The organism is Pseudomonas sp. IT-P258, from assembly GCF_949767825.1.
GTDB classification, from domain to species: Bacteria; Pseudomonadota; Gammaproteobacteria; order Pseudomonadales; family Pseudomonadaceae; genus Aquipseudomonas; species Aquipseudomonas monachiensis.
The window spans coordinates 1-15,594 of the sequence record NZ_CATKPU010000013.1; the positions used below are offsets into that span (position 1 = coordinate 1).

At 61.5% G+C, this 15,594-nt stretch carries 13 protein-coding genes; 4 read left to right on the plus strand and 9 right to left on the minus strand.

The window, feature by feature from the left end:
* Positions 1-385: 385 nt before the first annotated feature.
* From ACM6G4_RS02480 to ACM6G4_RS02500, 5 genes are all read right to left on the minus strand, one after another.
* Positions 386-1,738, minus strand: a complete 1,353-nt coding sequence (locus tag ACM6G4_RS02480) for a purine-cytosine permease family protein (RefSeq protein ID WP_414912963.1) — start codon at positions 1,736-1,738, stop codon at positions 386-388.
* 5 nt (positions 1,739-1,743) lie between these two features.
* Complete coding sequence (locus ACM6G4_RS02485; protein WP_414912964.1) at positions 1,744-2,421, minus strand: cysteine hydrolase family protein; 678 nt, start codon at positions 2,419-2,421, stop codon at positions 1,744-1,746.
* A 90-nt stretch (positions 2,422-2,511) separates the two neighbouring features.
* A complete protein-coding gene (locus ACM6G4_RS02490) occupies positions 2,512-2,661 on the minus strand; it encodes a hypothetical protein (RefSeq protein WP_162130443.1) in 150 nt (49 codons plus the stop codon).
* 31 nt (positions 2,662-2,692) lie between these two features.
* Positions 2,693-3,736: an LLM class flavin-dependent oxidoreductase gene (locus ACM6G4_RS02495; protein WP_007982502.1), complete on the minus strand. Its 1,044-nt coding sequence runs from the start codon at positions 3,734-3,736 to the stop codon at positions 2,693-2,695.
* Between the two features lie 169 nt (positions 3,737-3,905).
* Positions 3,906-4,391, minus strand: a complete 486-nt coding sequence (locus ACM6G4_RS02500) for a flavin reductase family protein (RefSeq protein ID WP_046043515.1) — start codon at positions 4,389-4,391, stop codon at positions 3,906-3,908.
* Between the two features lie 323 nt (positions 4,392-4,714).
* On the opposite strand from ACM6G4_RS02500, the gene ACM6G4_RS02505 reads away from it, so the two are divergent.
* Positions 4,715-6,121, plus strand: a complete 1,407-nt coding sequence (locus ACM6G4_RS02505; protein ID WP_414912965.1) for a purine-cytosine permease family protein — start codon at positions 4,715-4,717, stop codon at positions 6,119-6,121.
* A gap of 69 nt (positions 6,122-6,190) precedes the next feature.
* Here ACM6G4_RS02505 and ACM6G4_RS02510 read toward each other — a convergent pair whose 3' ends face one another.
* Complete coding sequence (locus ACM6G4_RS02510; RefSeq protein WP_056723580.1) at positions 6,191-6,811, minus strand: glutathione S-transferase family protein; 621 nt, start codon at positions 6,809-6,811, stop codon at positions 6,191-6,193.
* 355 nt (positions 6,812-7,166) lie between these two features.
* On the opposite strand from ACM6G4_RS02510, the gene ACM6G4_RS02515 reads away from it, so the two are divergent.
* Positions 7,167-8,492: an OprD family porin gene (locus ACM6G4_RS02515; RefSeq protein ID WP_414912966.1), complete on the plus strand. Its 1,326-nt coding sequence runs from the start codon at positions 7,167-7,169 to the stop codon at positions 8,490-8,492.
* Positions 8,493-8,652: 160 nt separating this feature from the next.
* On the opposite strand, the gene ACM6G4_RS02520 is transcribed toward ACM6G4_RS02515, so the two are convergent.
* The gene (locus tag ACM6G4_RS02520) at positions 8,653-10,254 is read right to left on the minus strand and encodes a hypothetical protein (RefSeq protein ID WP_409079287.1); all 1,602 of its coding nucleotides are present in this window, start codon (positions 10,252-10,254) and stop codon (positions 8,653-8,655) included.
* Between the two features lie 334 nt (positions 10,255-10,588).
* On the opposite strand from ACM6G4_RS02520, the gene ACM6G4_RS02525 reads away from it, so the two are divergent.
* The gene (locus ACM6G4_RS02525) at positions 10,589-11,689 is read left to right on the plus strand and encodes a polyamine ABC transporter substrate-binding protein (RefSeq protein ID WP_056723585.1); all 1,101 of its coding nucleotides are present in this window, start codon (positions 10,589-10,591) and stop codon (positions 11,687-11,689) included.
* Positions 11,690-11,856: 167 nt separating this feature from the next.
* Here ACM6G4_RS02525 and ACM6G4_RS02530 read toward each other — a convergent pair whose 3' ends face one another.
* Positions 11,857-12,645: an AraC family transcriptional regulator gene (locus ACM6G4_RS02530; protein WP_414912967.1), complete on the minus strand. Its 789-nt coding sequence runs from the start codon at positions 12,643-12,645 to the stop codon at positions 11,857-11,859.
* Between the two features lie 85 nt (positions 12,646-12,730).
* Between ACM6G4_RS02530 and ACM6G4_RS02535 the strand changes: the two genes are divergently transcribed.
* The gene (locus ACM6G4_RS02535) at positions 12,731-13,729 is read left to right on the plus strand and encodes a bile acid:sodium symporter family protein (protein ID WP_056723684.1); all 999 of its coding nucleotides are present in this window, start codon (positions 12,731-12,733) and stop codon (positions 13,727-13,729) included.
* 45 nt (positions 13,730-13,774) lie between these two features.
* On the opposite strand, the gene ACM6G4_RS02540 is transcribed toward ACM6G4_RS02535, so the two are convergent.
* Entirely contained in the window at positions 13,775-15,490 is a 1,716-nt protein-coding gene (locus ACM6G4_RS02540; RefSeq protein WP_414912968.1) for an amidase, read from the minus strand.
* Between the last annotated feature and the right edge of the window lie 104 nt (positions 15,491-15,594).

Below are 15,594 nucleotides of genomic sequence, written 5' to 3' on the forward strand. Positions count from 1 at the left end.
ATCCTGCTCCCGGACCCAGAGTGTGTGGCGGCTGTGGTCGAAAAAGGTGCGCAGTGCGTTGGACAAAATCAGGCCTCCCTGGGCTGTTGAAGCGGACGGGGAGGCTTCGTTACCTCCCGCGTTCAAGCGCTCGACAGCTTTCAGGAAGGTAAAAAAGGGTGATATAGGACGCTTCCGACGCTCGCGTAGGATGCATCCGAGTGTTGATGCTGCGTACCTGTAGGACTGTTCGCGGCTGGCGTTTGATGGCGTCCAGCCGTTGGGGGGGGGCCGGAAGCAGAAGATCAAAAGATCGCAGGCTTCGCCAGCTCCTACGGGGATGTACGCCTTGCATTCGTAGGCGCTGCCGCAGGCTGCGATCTTTTATGCCGTCAAATGCTGATGACTACGCTGGCACGCTGACGCGCGTGGTCATTTTCATCAGCCAGTAATAACTCAACGCCGGCACCAGCAACCCGACGATCCAAGCCAGATCCACCCCGTCCAGCGCCGTGGCCACCGGGCCGACATACAGCGTGGTGTTCATGAACGGAATTTCCAGGGCAATCGCCAGCAGGAAACTGCCGCAGGCGATCCAGTTGACCCGTCCGTAGATCCCGTTCAGGTCGAAGATGTCGTCAATCCGGTACTGGCCTTTGCGCAGGCAGTAGTAGTCCACCAGATTGATCGCCGTCCACGGGATCAGGAAGTAGCTCATGAAGAAGATGAAGTTGAGGAAGAAGGTGATGAAGTCGTCCTGACTGATGGTGCACAGGGCCGTGGCCACCAGGCTGATCAGCAACATGAACACACCGCGTACCCGTGGGGTCACCTTGAGTCGGGCGAAAGGTTCGATCACGGTGATGGTCGACATGAACGCGCCGTACAGGTTGAACACGTTGATCGACACCTGGCCGTAGACGATGAAGGCGAACAGCAGCACCGCGCCAGGGCCGAACAGACCGGCGACATGCCCGCCGACGTTGCTGGAGAAGTCGCCGATACCGACGCTCAGGATCGCCCCGAGAATCATCATCCACGCACCGCCGCTGACCGTGCCGGCGTAGCTGTACCAGAACACCTGGGCGGTCGGCGTGTTGCTCGGCAGGTAGCGTGAATAGTCGGCGACATAGGGCGCGTAGGACAGTTGCCAGGTCACGGCAATGCTCACTGCCACCAGGAACTTCGATAGCGAGAAGCCTGTTGGCAGCCACTGTTCGGCCGGGATCGGCAACTGCAAGGCGAGCACCGTGGCGGCGACGAACACCACCAGCGACAGAATCGACAGCAGCTTCTGCAAGCGGTGAATCAACCGATAGCCATAGAGCGCGACGACGAAGCACAACGCGCCGATCAGGTAGATATTGCCGGACATCGGCAGCGGGCTGACGGACTCCAGCGCCTGGGCCGCGAGCATGGTGTTGCTGACGAAGAAGCCCAGGTAGATCAGCATCACGAACAGCAGCGGCAACACCGCCCCCAACACGCCGAATTGCGCCCGGCTCTGGATCATTTGCGGAATGCCCAGCTTCGGTCCCTGGGCCGAGTGGGAGGCCATGAAAATCGCCCCGAGCAACGAGCCGATGATGATCGCCAGCGCGCTCCAGAACAGGTTGAGCCCCATCACCACGGGCAACACGCCGGAGGCGATGGTGGTGATGTTCATGTTGGCGCCGAACCAGATATAGAACAGCGAACCCGGCTTGCCGTGGCGTTCGGTCTCGGGGATGAAATCGATGCTTCTTTTTTCGACTTGCATGGCGATCACTCCTGAGTCCGGACGAGACGGGATTGCAGACGGGCGATGGTGCTTTGCAGCTCATGGGGCTGGTGGGCAAACAAGTCCGGCTGCTCGGGGATCAGGCTGATGTAATCGCGGTGTTCGAGGGCGCGCTGGCACTCGGTGGTGGTGAGGATTTCCAGTGCGTAGACCCAGTTGGCCAGGATCAGCAGGGCCGAGTAATGCCCGGCCTCGGTGGTCGTGGTGCAGGCATCGCTGACCAGGCGCACGCGATAACCCAGGGCGAAGGCATCGAACACACTGGTGAGCACGCAGACGTCGGTCAGCACGCCGCAGACGATCAGTGTGTTGACCTCCATTGCCTTGAGTCGGGCATCGAGGTCGGTGCGATGAAAGGCACTGTACCGGCCCTTGTCGATGATCAGCTCACCGGGCTGCGGCGTCAGCGACTCGATGATTTCCACTTGCCGGGTGCCGGCGCGGTAACTGCCGGGGCCTCCGTCGGCGGCCAGGGGTTCGCCGTGGGGCAGGTCACTGCCATCGGCCTGATTGATGTGGCGGGTATAGATGACAGGTGTCCGCTGATGGCGGGCGGTATCGAGCAGGGCGGCGGTATGGGCGACCACCCTGTCGAGGTTTTCCAGGACGAAGCCGTCCTCCTGCTGCATGTCGATGATCAACAGTGCGTTGTTATTGTTCATTGGGCAAACCTGATCAAGGCGAAACACGATGCACCGTACGCGCCATGCAATGGCGAGACGCGGGGTGCGTGATTGGCTGTTCGGGTGGGCTCAGTGAACTATTTGCCAGAAACCGTTCTGCTTGGCCGAAACGCTGGCGCGCAGGCGCTTGAAATGCAGGTGCGAAGCGGTCCATTCACCGCGCAGGTAAGCCCGCGCGGCACCGGAGGGAAGGGCGAGTGATGGGAGGCGACCAGTCATCATTGGAATCGACCCTTGTGGGAACTCGCTCCTACCGGAACGCTGGCACCACGTGCTTGATGAACAGCTCCAGGGATTTTTTCTTTTCCGCGTGGGGCAGGCTGTTATCGCACCAGAAGCTGAATTCGTCGACCCCCAGTTCCTGGTAGTACTTGATGCGCGGAATGATTTCTTCCGGGGTGCCGATCATGGCGGTCTTGTGCAGGCTTTCCAGCTCGAACTCCGGGCGACCGGCGAATTTCTCTTCCGGGCTCGGCGCGAGGAAGCCGTTGACCGGGGTGGTCTTGTTGCCGAACCAGGCATCGAAGGTGCGGTAGAACTTCGAGATCGCCTTGGCCCCGACTTCCCAGCCCTGTGGATCGTCGGCGGTGTGCACGTGGGTGTGACGCAGCACCATCAGTTGCGGGCGCGGCACGCCAGGGTTGTTATCGAGCGCGGCCTGGAACTTGTTCTTCAGGTCGAGGACTTCCTCGTCGCCTTTCATCAGCGGCGTGACCATGACGTTGCAGCCGTTGGCCACGGCGAAGTTGTGCGAATCCGGGTCGCGGGCGGCGATCCACATCGGCGGGTTCGGCTGCTGGATCGGCTTGGGCACGCTGGTGGAGGTCGGGAATTTCCAGATGTCGCCGTCATGGGCATAGTCGCCGTTCCACAGTGCCCGCACCACAGGAACCATTTCCCGCAATGCTTGGCCGCCGGAGGACGCCGGCATGCCGCCGGCCATGCGGTCGAACTCGATCTGGTAGGCGCCACGGGCCAATCCCACTTCCATGCGCCCGTTGCTGATCACGTCGAGCAGCGCGCATTCACCGGCCACCCGCAGCGGATGCCAGAACGGCGCGATGATGGTGCCGGCACCCAGGTGGATGGTGGTGGTCTTGCCCGCCAGATAAGCCAGCAGCGGCATCGGGCTTGGCGAGATGGTGTACTCCATGGAGTGGTGTTCGCCGATCCACACGGTGCTGAAACCACCGGCCTCGGCCATCAGCGTCAGTTCGGTCAGGTCTTCGAACAACTGGCGGTGGCTGACGCTTTCGTCCCAACGTTCCATGTGTACGAACAGGGAAAACTTCATGACGCTTACCTCGGATCTATTGTTGTCGGCCGGTCGACCGCGGGCCTGTTGATTATTGGTATACCATAATACGAATTGAAGAGCAAAAGATCGCAGCCTTCGGCAGCTCCTACGGGCGATATGCGTTTGCCCCTGTAGGAGCTGCCGAAGGCTGCGATCTTTTCAATGGTCAGGCCAGAACGGGCAAAGCGCCCATCTTGCCGTGGCAATACACCAGCGGGCCGGCATTCTGGTTGGGCACGATCAGGTTCTTCACCGCACCGACCATGATGGCGTGGTCACCCCCTTCATATTCGCGCCACAGCTCACATTCGATGACCGCCGTGGCGTTGGCCAGAATCGGGTTGCCCAGTTCGCTCAACGTCCACTCGATCCCCTGGGCCTTGTCCTTGCCCTTGCGCGCGAAGGCATAGGCTTCGTTTTGCTGGCCGCCGGACAGCACGTGGATGGCGAAACGCTTGTTCTTGATCAGGACCGGGTAGGAATCGGAACTGTAGTTGGGGCAGAACAGCACCAGGGCCGGGTCCATCGACAGCGAGCTGAACGCGCTGGCGGTCAGGCCGACGATTTGCCCGTCGTCATCCAGGGTGGTGATCACGGTCACTCCGGACGGGAACGACCCCATGACTTGTTTATAGATGGCGGCATCGATCATTGGACGGTCCTCGGGTGCTGTGGTGCGTTTTTATGTGTTTGTAGGTCTGATGGTATACCGTAATACGTCGATTGCAAGGTCTTTTTGGGTGAACCGATAAACGTAAGGTTTTCGTCTTAAACCCAATGATTACAGGGCTTTCAGCTAGTCAGTGCTGGCGCGCTTCGGGCAGGATGCCGGCTCAGATGCTTGTTCAAAGACCGGATCAGTCTTGTGTAAAGTTTGGAATACCATAATATGGTTCGCATCTGAGGGGCGGCCAGAGAGTCCCCCCGGTTTGGCTTCATACAAAGATAAGAACAGACAAACTCGAGTTCATGCACATGTCCCAGATGTCCCGGCAAGACCCGTTGATCGAGAACCACACGGTCGACTACGTTCCACTCGCAGAGCGCCACGGGAAGGCCCGCGATCTCTTCACCCTGTGGTTCAGCACCAACATCGCGCCACTGCCCATCGTCACCGGCGCCATGGTGGTCCAGGTGTTCCACCTCAACCTGTTCTGGGGGTTGCTGGCAATTGCCCTCGGGCACATGGTCGGCGGCGTGGTGATTGCGCTGGCGTCGGCCCAGGGGCCGTGCATGGGCATCCCGCAGATGGTGCAGAGCCGTGGCCAGTTCGGCCGTTATGGCGCGTTGCTGATCGTGTTCTTCGCGGCGTTGATCTACATCGGTTTCTTCATTTCCAACATCGTGCTGGCGGGCAAATCGATTGTCGGCATTGCGCCGTCGATTCCAGTGCCGGCCAGCATCCTCATCGGCGCCCTCAGCGCCACGGCCATCGGAGTGATTGGCTATCGCTTCATCCATACCCTCAACCGTATCGGCACCTGGGTGATGGGCAGTGCCTTGCTCGCGGGTTTCCTCTATATCTTCGCCCATGATCTGCCGGCGGACTTCTTCACCCGCGGCGGGTTCAACCTGTCCGGCTGGCTGGCCACGGTATCGCTGGGCATCATCTGGCAGATCAGCTTCTCGCCGTACGTGTCGGACTATTCGCGTTACCTGCCGGCGGATATCGGCATCACCCGGCCGTTCTTCGCCACTTACCTGGGGGCGACCCTGGGCACGATCCTGTCGTTCACCTTCGGCGCCGTGGCGGTACTGGCAACCCCGGAAGGCACCGAGGCGATGGCGGCGGTCAAGCAGTCCACCGGTTGGCTGGGACCGATCCTGATGGTGTTGTTTCTGCTCAACATCATCAGCCACAACGCCTTGAATCTGTATGGCGCGGTGCTGTCTATCATCACCTCGATCCAGACCTTCGCCAGCCAGTGGACGCCCAGCATCAAGGTGCGCGTGGTGTTGTCGAGTATCGTGCTGGCGGGCTGCTGCGTGGTGGCGCTGGGGGCCTCGGCGAATTTCATTGCGCAATTCATCGGCCTGATCCTGGCGCTGTTGCTGGTGCTGGTGCCGTGGGCCTCGATCAACCTGATCGACTTCTACCTGATCAAGCGTCGTCGCTATGACATCGCCTCGATCTTCCGGGCTGACGGCGGTATCTACGGGCGCTTCAACCTGCACGCGATCATTGCCTACTTCATCGGCATCATCGTGCAACTGCCGTTTGCCAACACATCGTTGTACGTCGGGCCGTACGCCAATCTGGTGGAGGGCGCGGACCTGTCGTGGCTGGTGGGGCTGGCGGTGACGTGCCCGTTGTATTACTGCCTCGCAACACGAAACCAGTCGCAGCAAAGCCGCTCGGTCGAACTCGGCTACACCGACTGAGGCAAATCCTTTCGTGTTCGTCTGAAAATGCCCGGCGCTTTGTCGGGCATTTTTGTTTTCGTCAATCGCTCAGCAATGATTGAACGCATTCAGGCCGCGTTGTACCGCCGGCCTGGCTTCGACCGAGTCGAACCAGCGCGAAAGTTGCGGAAGCTCTTTCCATTCCAGTCGATCACGGAACGCTGTGACGATGGTGAACGCCGAAATGTCGGCCATGGAGAACTGCTCTCCGGCCATGAATCCGGCAGCCAGAAAACATTCCGCGTAAGTCAGTTGCTCGATCACCCGCAGATCAATGATCGCCGCGGCCTTGTCCTGCCCCGCCTGGTGCAGGAAAAACGCCGCATGGCTGGGGGCGATGACATCGGTCACGAAAAAGAAATAGCGGTCGATCACCCGGGTGCGCGCAGGTCCCGGCTGCGCCGGTGCGAGCCTTCCGGGGGCAATGGAGTCCGCGTACTGGATGATGGCGTTGGACTGGTTGATGACCAGCGGCGGCGCTGTCCCGTGATCGATCAGGGTCGGGACTTTCCCGGCCGGGTTAAGTGCCAGGAAGGCCGGCCCACGATGCTCCTGTGCGTACAGGTCGAGCCTGCGTGCGGTGTAGGCGATGCCCGACTCTTCCAGGGCAATCGCTGCCCGCAGGCTGTTGCCGGTGTTCGCGCCGTAAAGTTCGATTTGATCGTTCATGGGTCATTGCTCCTGTTGGGACAGGCAAGCAGCCACCGAGCACCGCCGACGATGTCAGTATGGTGAAAATCCGCCGCACCGATATACAAAAACAGTGATCGTCCATATCCCTGCGCGACAAGCCTTATCCCTGCACGAAAACTACTTTCATCGCGTTTGATAATAGCCTCTCGAAATGTTTTAAGAGTTTCACAAGCCAGTCAGTCAATCCTCACCCCGAACGTACGATGCTCATGCCACTCATCGAGCGCGCCTGTTTTCGCGCCCGTGTTGAGCGCTGTTGCGTGGGCGGCAACCGGGTCCTGCCTGGCGGTGAAACCTTCAAATAACGATAAGAAACACCCAGGAGCACACTATGTTCAAACGAGCCATCCCCACCGCAGTCTTGCTGGCCACCAGTTCGGTGTGCGCACAAGCGGCTGACACCGCAAGCCATGGTTTCCTGGAAGACAGCAAGGCCAGCCTGTCCATGCGCACCCTGTACTTCAACAGCGACAATCGCGATGGCAGCGCGGCCCCTTCGAAAACCGAAGAGGCGGCCCAGGGTTTCGTGTTGCGCTATGAGTCCGGGTTTACGCAGGGCGCGGTGGGGTTCGGGCTCGATGCCCAGGCATTGCTCGGCATCACGCTGGACAGCGGCGCGGGGCGCCACGTCGGCAGCGGCATGATTCCCTCTGACGGCGACGGCGCGGCGGCCGCCTGGAGCAGCTTCGGTCCTACGGCGAAGATGCGCCTGGCCAGGACGGAATTTCGCTACGGCACCTTGCTGCCGAAATTGCCGATCCTGCTGGCGAACGATGCCCGTGTGTTGCCGCAATCGTTTACTGGCGCGCAGATCACATCCAACGACATCGATGGCCTGACGTTGACCGGCGGTGTGCTGGAGCACGCGGTAGGGCGTGCCTCGACGGACCGCACAGGCCTGTCGGTCGCCGGCAGCACGCAGGACAGCAACAAGTTCTACTACGCCGGCGGCGACTACAACCTCACCAGGAATCTGAAGACCCAGTATTACTTCGCGCAACTGGAAGACTTCTACAACCAGAACTTCCTCGGGCTGACGCACATCCTGCCCATCGACAGCGCGAGCTCACTGACCACCGACCTGCGCTATTTCCGCACCACGTCGAGCGGTGCCAACAGCTCTGCCGCCGGCCGCGCGCAAGGCTATCGGGTGTCGGGCTATACCGACGACAACGACGGTGAAATCGACAACAGCACCTGGTCTGCGATGGTCACCTACACCCATGGCGGGCACGCGGTGTCGGTGGGGCATCAACAGGTGGGTGGCGGCAGCAACTTCGTCCAGCCCAACCAGGGCAGCCTGGTGGACAAGGGGGCGGGCGGCGGCAGTGTCTACCTGCCCACCGACAAGATGATCCAGAACTTTGCCCGGGCCGGCGAGCAGACCAATTTCGGCCAATACACCTACGACTTCGCGCCCTTGGGCGTGCCGGGCCTGAAAGCCTCGATCGTGTATCTCAAGGGCACGGACATCAAGGCGCAAAACGCCAGTGACCAGTCCGAGTGGGAGCGCGACATGACCCTGGACTACGTGTTGCAGTCGGGCACGTTCAAGGGGGTGGGGTTCTCCTTGCGCAATGCCAAATCGAACACTGACGCGGGCCGCAACGTGGATCAGAGCCGGTTCATCATCAACTACACCTTGTCGTTGTTGTAGGCGAGCAACGAGATAGAACAGAGGGTGATTGTGGCGAGGGAGCTTGCTCCCGCTGGGTCGCGCAGCGGCCCCCATTATTCGGTCATATACCGCGTCGGCAGGATGTGCGACTGCTGCGCAGCCGAGCGGGAGCAAGCTCCCTCGCCACAGGGGGGCCGGCTCATTCAGGAACCCGGTTTGTCTGTTTCTCGCTGAAGCGCGGTGGCTCATTGACTGCATTCACACCCTTGTCCCAAAGCGCAACCAACCCACCGAAAGTCCCGACATAGGCCGTGCCATCCGGTGCCAGTGTGATCGGCGACCAGTTGTTGTCGAACGCCTGGCCGACCCCGCTCAACGCCTTGAATCGGGTCTGGCCGCTGTCGAAATCCAGCGCCATCAGGTACCAGGCGTTCTCGCCGTCGGGCTGCGGCTCGAAGGTGTAGAAGTACAACAGGCCGTTGCTCACCGAGAGTTTGGGGACCACCGAAGGCGACCGCTCCTTCGATTCCCAGACCCGGTCGCAGCCCGACTCATCGGTGCGGATGTCGATGCGGCTGATGCCGCCATGCACGGCCTGCCAGTCCTTCTGCGCGAAGGCGCTGGTGTAGCCGGCATTGTTCTCGAGGATGATCGAGCGCCCCCAGCCGATGGCCGAGTTGTCGGTGGCCGAGGCGTTGTTGTCGAACACCGGCAGCTTGCAGATCAGCCGGTTGCCGGCGTAGTCCTGCTCGCGACGGTAGACCAGCAGGTTGATGCGCCCGTCGCTGTTGTCGGTGATGGTGACGTAGCGCTCGCCGAGCAGGGTCGGGGTCGTGCCGCTGCCCTGATTGATCGCCCCGACCTTGCGCCCGGTGCCACGGTCGTAGACTTCGCGCCAGCCTTGCACGGGCTTGCCATCGGCATCGGCGGCGAAGCGGTACATGGCGTGGTCGGACACCAGATAGACGCCATCGGCCGCCACCGACATGCCGTTCTGGATTTCTTCGTTGGCCAGTTGGATGCCTTGGACCTTGCCGGTGTTCGGGTTCAGGGTACCGATGCGCCCGCGTCGGGTGATCCACCAGATCAAGCCCTGATGATCAGGCATGACCCCGGTAATGGGATCGCACTCACCCTTGGGAAACCAGGAAGTAGGGCGCACGCAATCGTGGGGAACCTTGTCGCTCAGGTCCCAGTTGTCGACCTCTTCGAACGACCACGCACCGGATTGATCCTGACGATGCACCACGCGCTGGATGTGCTGCTCGGCATCGGCGATGACCACGCGATTCTGTTCGTCGACATAGAAATAGGCGCCGGAGGTGTCGGCCATGATCTTGTCCGGGTCCAGGGTAATCAGCGCGTGGAAGGTCGACGGACGCGGCGGCAGCGGGTAGCGGGCCAGCAGCTTGAGAGTGCGCGGTTCGAGCAGTTGCAGTTCGAACTGCATCAGGTTGGCGCACAGCACCACCAGGCGACCCTGCTGATCGAAGGTATGGATCGGGCACATGCCGCCGGGCTTGCGACTGCCGTCGCGGCTGCTCACTTGCATGTCGCCGCCCAATGGACCGGGGCCGGGGTGCGAGTCGGAGCTGTAGCCATCGGCATGCATGTAGCTGCTGCCGTTGCTGGCCATGAAGGGGTTTGCGGGTATGGCGCCGCTCAGCGGTCGAGGGACAGTGGCGCTGCCGATCAATGCAGTGGCATTGCCGGTGCTGGCCAGCGGTTGTGGGTCATAGGGTTCGGAACAGGCGCTGAGCAGGCCGAGCAGGGGCAGGGCAAGCAGGAGTGGAGCACGCATCGAAGCCTCGCGATCTTGTTATTGGTGTGATGCGCAATAAGCAGCAAGGAGACTGCCCGGGCATCGGCTGTTTGGACTAACCCACGGTGAAGTGCTTCGCGCCGCTGATCAATGCGGACACCTATTTTGGCCATTTCGGTCTCCTTTTGGCCTGCCTCACGCTGTGAACCGACCACGCCGTCAGCAAGAATCAGACGCGGGTGGCTGAGTCGGCAACCCGCATTGAAACCACAACCAGACGCTTCACTTCCTTGCCCTTGGCTACTTTCAAGGCCGCTGCCGTGTACAGAACATAAAAACCATCGAACTCACGCCACACTTGGGGAAATGATCCATGGACTCAATGAAACGCATACTGGGCGCCACCGTTTGCACACTGTCGCTGCTGGCCAGCGCGGTGCACGCCGAACAGCGCGAATTGCGGGTGTACAACTGGGCGGACTACATCCTGCCGTCGGTGCCCAAGGATTTCGCCAGGGACACCGGGATCAAGGTGACTTGGGACACCTTCGACACCAACGAGTCCCTGGAAGCCAAGCTGCTGACCGGCAACTCGGGTTACGACCTGGTGGTGCCGTCGAACCAGTTCATCGAAACCCAGATCAAGGCGGGCGTGTTCCAGAAACTCGACAAGTCCAAGCTACCGAACTGGTCGCACCAGGACCCGGCCTTGCTCAAGCTGCTGGACAAGAACGACCCGGGCAACCAGTACGGCGTGCCCTACATGTACGGCACCGTGCTGATCGGCTTCAACCCGGCCAAGGTCAAGGCGGCGCTGGGCGAGAATGCACCGGTGGACAGCTGGGACCTGGTGTTCAAGCCCGAGAACATGGAGAAGCTCAAGGCCTGTGGCGTCGCCATGCTCGACTCGCCGTCGGAGATCCTGCCGCTGGCCCTGCATTACCTGGGGCTGGACCCGAACAGCCAGAACCCCGATGACTACGAAAAAGCCAAGGCGCTGATGCTCAAGGTTCGCCCCTACGTCACCTACTTCAACTCCGCCAAGTACATGACCGACATCGCCAACGGCGATATCTGCGTGGCCATCGGTTACTCCGGCAGCTTCTATCAATTCGGCAATCGCGCCAAAGAGGCGGGCAACGGCGTGGTCGTCGACTGGCGCCTGCCGAAAGAGGGCGCACCGATCTGGTTCGACACCTTCGCCATCCCGAAAAGCGCGAAGAACGTCGCCGAGGCCCACGAATTCCTCAACAACCTGCTGGACCCGAAAGTCATCGCGCCGATCAGCGACTTCCTCGGTTACCCGAATGCCAATAAGGACTCGCTGGCGCTGATCAACAAGGACATCACCGGCAACCCGAACCTGACACCGACCAGCGAGGCCTTGAAGACGCTGTACGTCGTGCAGCCATTGCCGCAAAAGCTTGAGCGGGTGCGTACGCGGGTCTGGACCAGTATCAAGTCCGATCAGTAACAGCGAGAAATTGTGTGAGATCTCTGTGGGGCACAGATTTTGTGTACACCACATGACCCTGTGGGAGCGGGCTTGCTCGCGAAGGCAGAGTGTCAGTCAATGCATATGTCGACTGATCCAGCGCATTCGCGAGCAAGCCCGCTCCCACAGTTTGTTCTGTGTGGGGCTCAGCGAAAGAATTCGCCCGGTGTTTCGCCGAACTGCTGACGGAAGGCCGCGATAAACGCCGAGGTCGAATCGTAGCCACAGGCCAACGCGACGTCGGTCACGCGCTCGCCCTGCTCCAGTGGCGTCAGGGCGCCAAGCAAACGCAAGCGCTGGCGCCAGGCGCGAAAGGTCAGGCCGGTGTCGCGCAGGAACAGGCGACTGAGGGTTTTCTCGGTGACGCCGAATTGGTCGCTCCAGTGACTGAGGGTGGTCTGTTGCTCCGGGTGCGACTCCAGGCTTTGGGCGATTTGCCGCAATCGGCTGTCCTGGGGCAGGGGTAGCATCAGGTCGATCTGCGGTGCCTCAGCCAACTGATCCAGAATCACCTGGGCCAACCGACCGTGCGGTCCGTCCTGATCGTATTCCACCGGTATCTGACTGAAGGCGCGGATCAACTCACGCAACAAGTCGCTGACCCCCAACACATGACACCCCGGCGGCGCCCACGTCGAGACACTGCAATCGATGTACAGGCTGCGCATCTCCGTGCGTGGCGAGCTGAACACCCGGTGCGGCATGCCCGCCGGAATCCACACCGCACGCTCCGGCGGGGCGACGAAGCGCCCGGCGCCGGTCTGTATTTCGAGCACGCCCGCAATCGCATAGGAAAGCTGCACCCACGGATGGCTGTGGCGCCGGGTCAGGGCGCGATTGGGCAGCGATTCGGTACGGCCATAGAGCGGTCGTGGCAGGCTGGAAAGCCCGGGAATACTGCGTCGAACACTCTTGTCATGTCCTTTAGGCGGCATCAGCTGGCTCATCGGCGTTAGTCGGTAATTCCCAGTCACGTTAGAGTCGCTTTCACGTACTGGCAACCCCCGGATGATCAACCCCATGACTCGCCCCCGTCTGTTACCCGACAACTTCACCCTGACCCTGATCGGCGTCGTGACGCTCGCCAGCCTGCTGCCCGCCAGCGGTCAGGTCGCGGTCGGTTTTGGCTGGCTGACCAACATCGCCATCGCGCTGCTGTTTTTCCTGCATGGCGCCAAGCTGTCCCGCGAATCGATCATCGCCGGTGCCGGGCACTGGCGCCTGCATCTGCTGGTGTTCAGCCTGACCTTCGTGCTGTTCCCGCTGCTCGGCCTGGCGCTCAAGCCGCTGCTGTCGCCGCTGATCGGCAATGACCTGTACATGGGCATGCTCTACCTCTGCGCGCTGCCTGCCACGGTGCAGTCGGCGATTGCCTTTACCTCCCTGGCGCGGGGCAACATCCCGGCGGCGATTTGCAGCGCGGCGGCGTCGAGCCTGTTCGGGATTTTCCTCACGCCGTTGCTGGTGGCCCTGCTGTTGAACGTGCACGGCGAAGGCTCCTCGACCCTCGACGCCATTCTCAAGATCAGCGTGCAGTTGCTGCTGCCGTTCATTGCCGGGCAGATCGCTCGGCGCTGGATCGGCAACTGGGTGGCGCGCAACAAGAGTTGGTTGAAGTTCGTCGACCAGGGGTCGATTTTACTGGTGGTCTACGGCGCGTTCAGCGAGGCGGTAATCGAAGGCCTGTGGCAGCAGATTCCATTGCTGGATCTGGTCGGGCTGGTGCTGGTTTGCTGCATCGTTCTGACGCTGGTGTTGGTGGCCGCGACCGTACTGGGCAAGGCGTTCGGTTTTAATCAGGAAGACCGCATCACCATTCTGTTCTGCGGTTCGAAGAAAAGCCTGGCGACCGGGGTGCCGATGGCGCAGGTGTTGTTTGCCGGCAGCACCATTGGCTTGCTGATCTTGCCGCTGATGCTGTTCCACCAGATTCAACTGATGGTCTGTGCGGTGCTGGCGCAGCGTTATGCCAAGCGGTCGGAATCGATTCCGGAACTGATGGCTCAGGTTGATCCTTGATCGGCAAGCAATGGCGGCTCGAGTGAGCCGCCACGGTTTTACGATTTACTGCTTGCCCGCAACCAATGGCGGAGTACGCGGCGGGATCATGCGTTTGCTGCCGGTCGACTCGAACGCCGATGCCAGGTGCAGCAGCGACGAGTCGTCATAGGCACGACCGGCAAAGGTCAGGCCGACCGGCATGCCGATGTCCGGCATCACGCCCATCGGCACGGTGACCGTTGGCACGCCCAGGTGACGGATGGCGAGGTTGCCATTGGCGACCCACACGCCGTTGCTCCAGGCGATGTCCGCCGATTGCGGATCGACATCGGCATTCGCCGGACCCACATCGGCCACCGTCGGGAACAGCACCGCGTCGAGCCCCAGGCGATCCATCCAGTCTTCCAGATCGATCTTGCGGGTTTTTTCCAGCCCGCGCAGGCCGTCCGGCACCGTGCTGATCTGGTCCCACGGGGTGATGCCGCGCTCGGCCATTCGCACGTATTCGTCCATGCCTGCGGCCAGGTCGCCCTCGCGGTTGGGCAGGGTGCCCGGGTCGTGAGGGAAGATCTGCGGGCCGTCGACATCGACGAGGCGATTCAGTTTGGGATCGCCGTTGGCTTGCAGGAAATCATCGAAGGCCCAGGCGGTCAGGTCCCACAATTCATGGTGCAGAAATTCTTTGGAGACGATGCCACGATTGAACACGGTCGGCGCACCAGGACGATCGCCTTCGCAATTGGAAACCAGCGGAAAGTCCACTTCGAGCACTTCGGCGCCTGCGGCTTCGAGGGCCTTGCGCGCCTGTTCCCAGAGCCCGATCACCGAAGGACGGGTATTGATGCGCTGGCCGGTCGGGCCACCAATGCCCGGTGCTTCGGACGTACCGGCTTCAGGGTCGGCGTTGATGTACATGCGTGGAATGCCGAACTTCTTGCCTTTGAGCGCATCACTGTTGGCGGCCAGCGCCACGTAGGACTCAGGGCGGACCGAAGAGGATTTCGGGATCGGCACCCAGGGTTGCAGGCGCCACAGGTCGCCACGGGTGTCCGGGTCGTCGGCCACCACCACATCGAGCACTTCGAGCAGGTCGGCCATGGTCCGGGCAAACGGCACGACCACGTCCATGGTCGGGGTCAACGGCCAGTTGCCGCGTACCGAGATCACCCCGCGCGAAGGGGTGTAGGCGCACAAGCCATTGTTCGAGGCCGGGCCGCGCCCGCTCGACCAGGTTTCTTCCGCCACACCGAAGGCCGCGAAACTGGCGGCAGTGGCAGTACCCGCGCCGTTCGACGAGCCGGAGGCGAAAGGGGCGGTGAGGTAGTCAGCGTTGTACGGGCTCTCGGCGCGGCCGTAGACGCCGCGCTGCATCCCGCCGTTGGCCATCGGCGGCATGTTGGTCTTGCCCAGGCAGATCGCCCCGGCAGCACGCAGGCGTTCGATGGTGAACGCATCGCGATAGGCGACCAGGTCCTTGAAGGCCGGGCTGCCGGAAGCGGCGGTGAGGCCCTTGACCAGATAGCTGTCCTTGGCGGTGTAGGGGATACCGTCCAGCGCTCCCAGCGTCTGGCCCTTGGCACGACGGGCGTCGGACGCCTGCGCTTCGGCCAGCGCCTCCGGGTTGCGCACCACGACCGCGTTCAGCGCGGTAGGCGTTTCGGGGCCGTCATAGGCGTCGATTCGCGCGAGATAAGCCTGGACCAGTTCAACGGAGGTGGTCTGGCCGGATTCGAGCGCGGCGCGCAGCTCGGCGATGGAAACTTCAGTAACTTCGATCATGCTGCCACCGCCGCTTGCAGGTGGAGGGTCCCAAACACTTCACTTTTCTCGAAATGGACTTTCATATCGTTATTCTCGTTGCACTGTGTGGCACGACAGGGTCG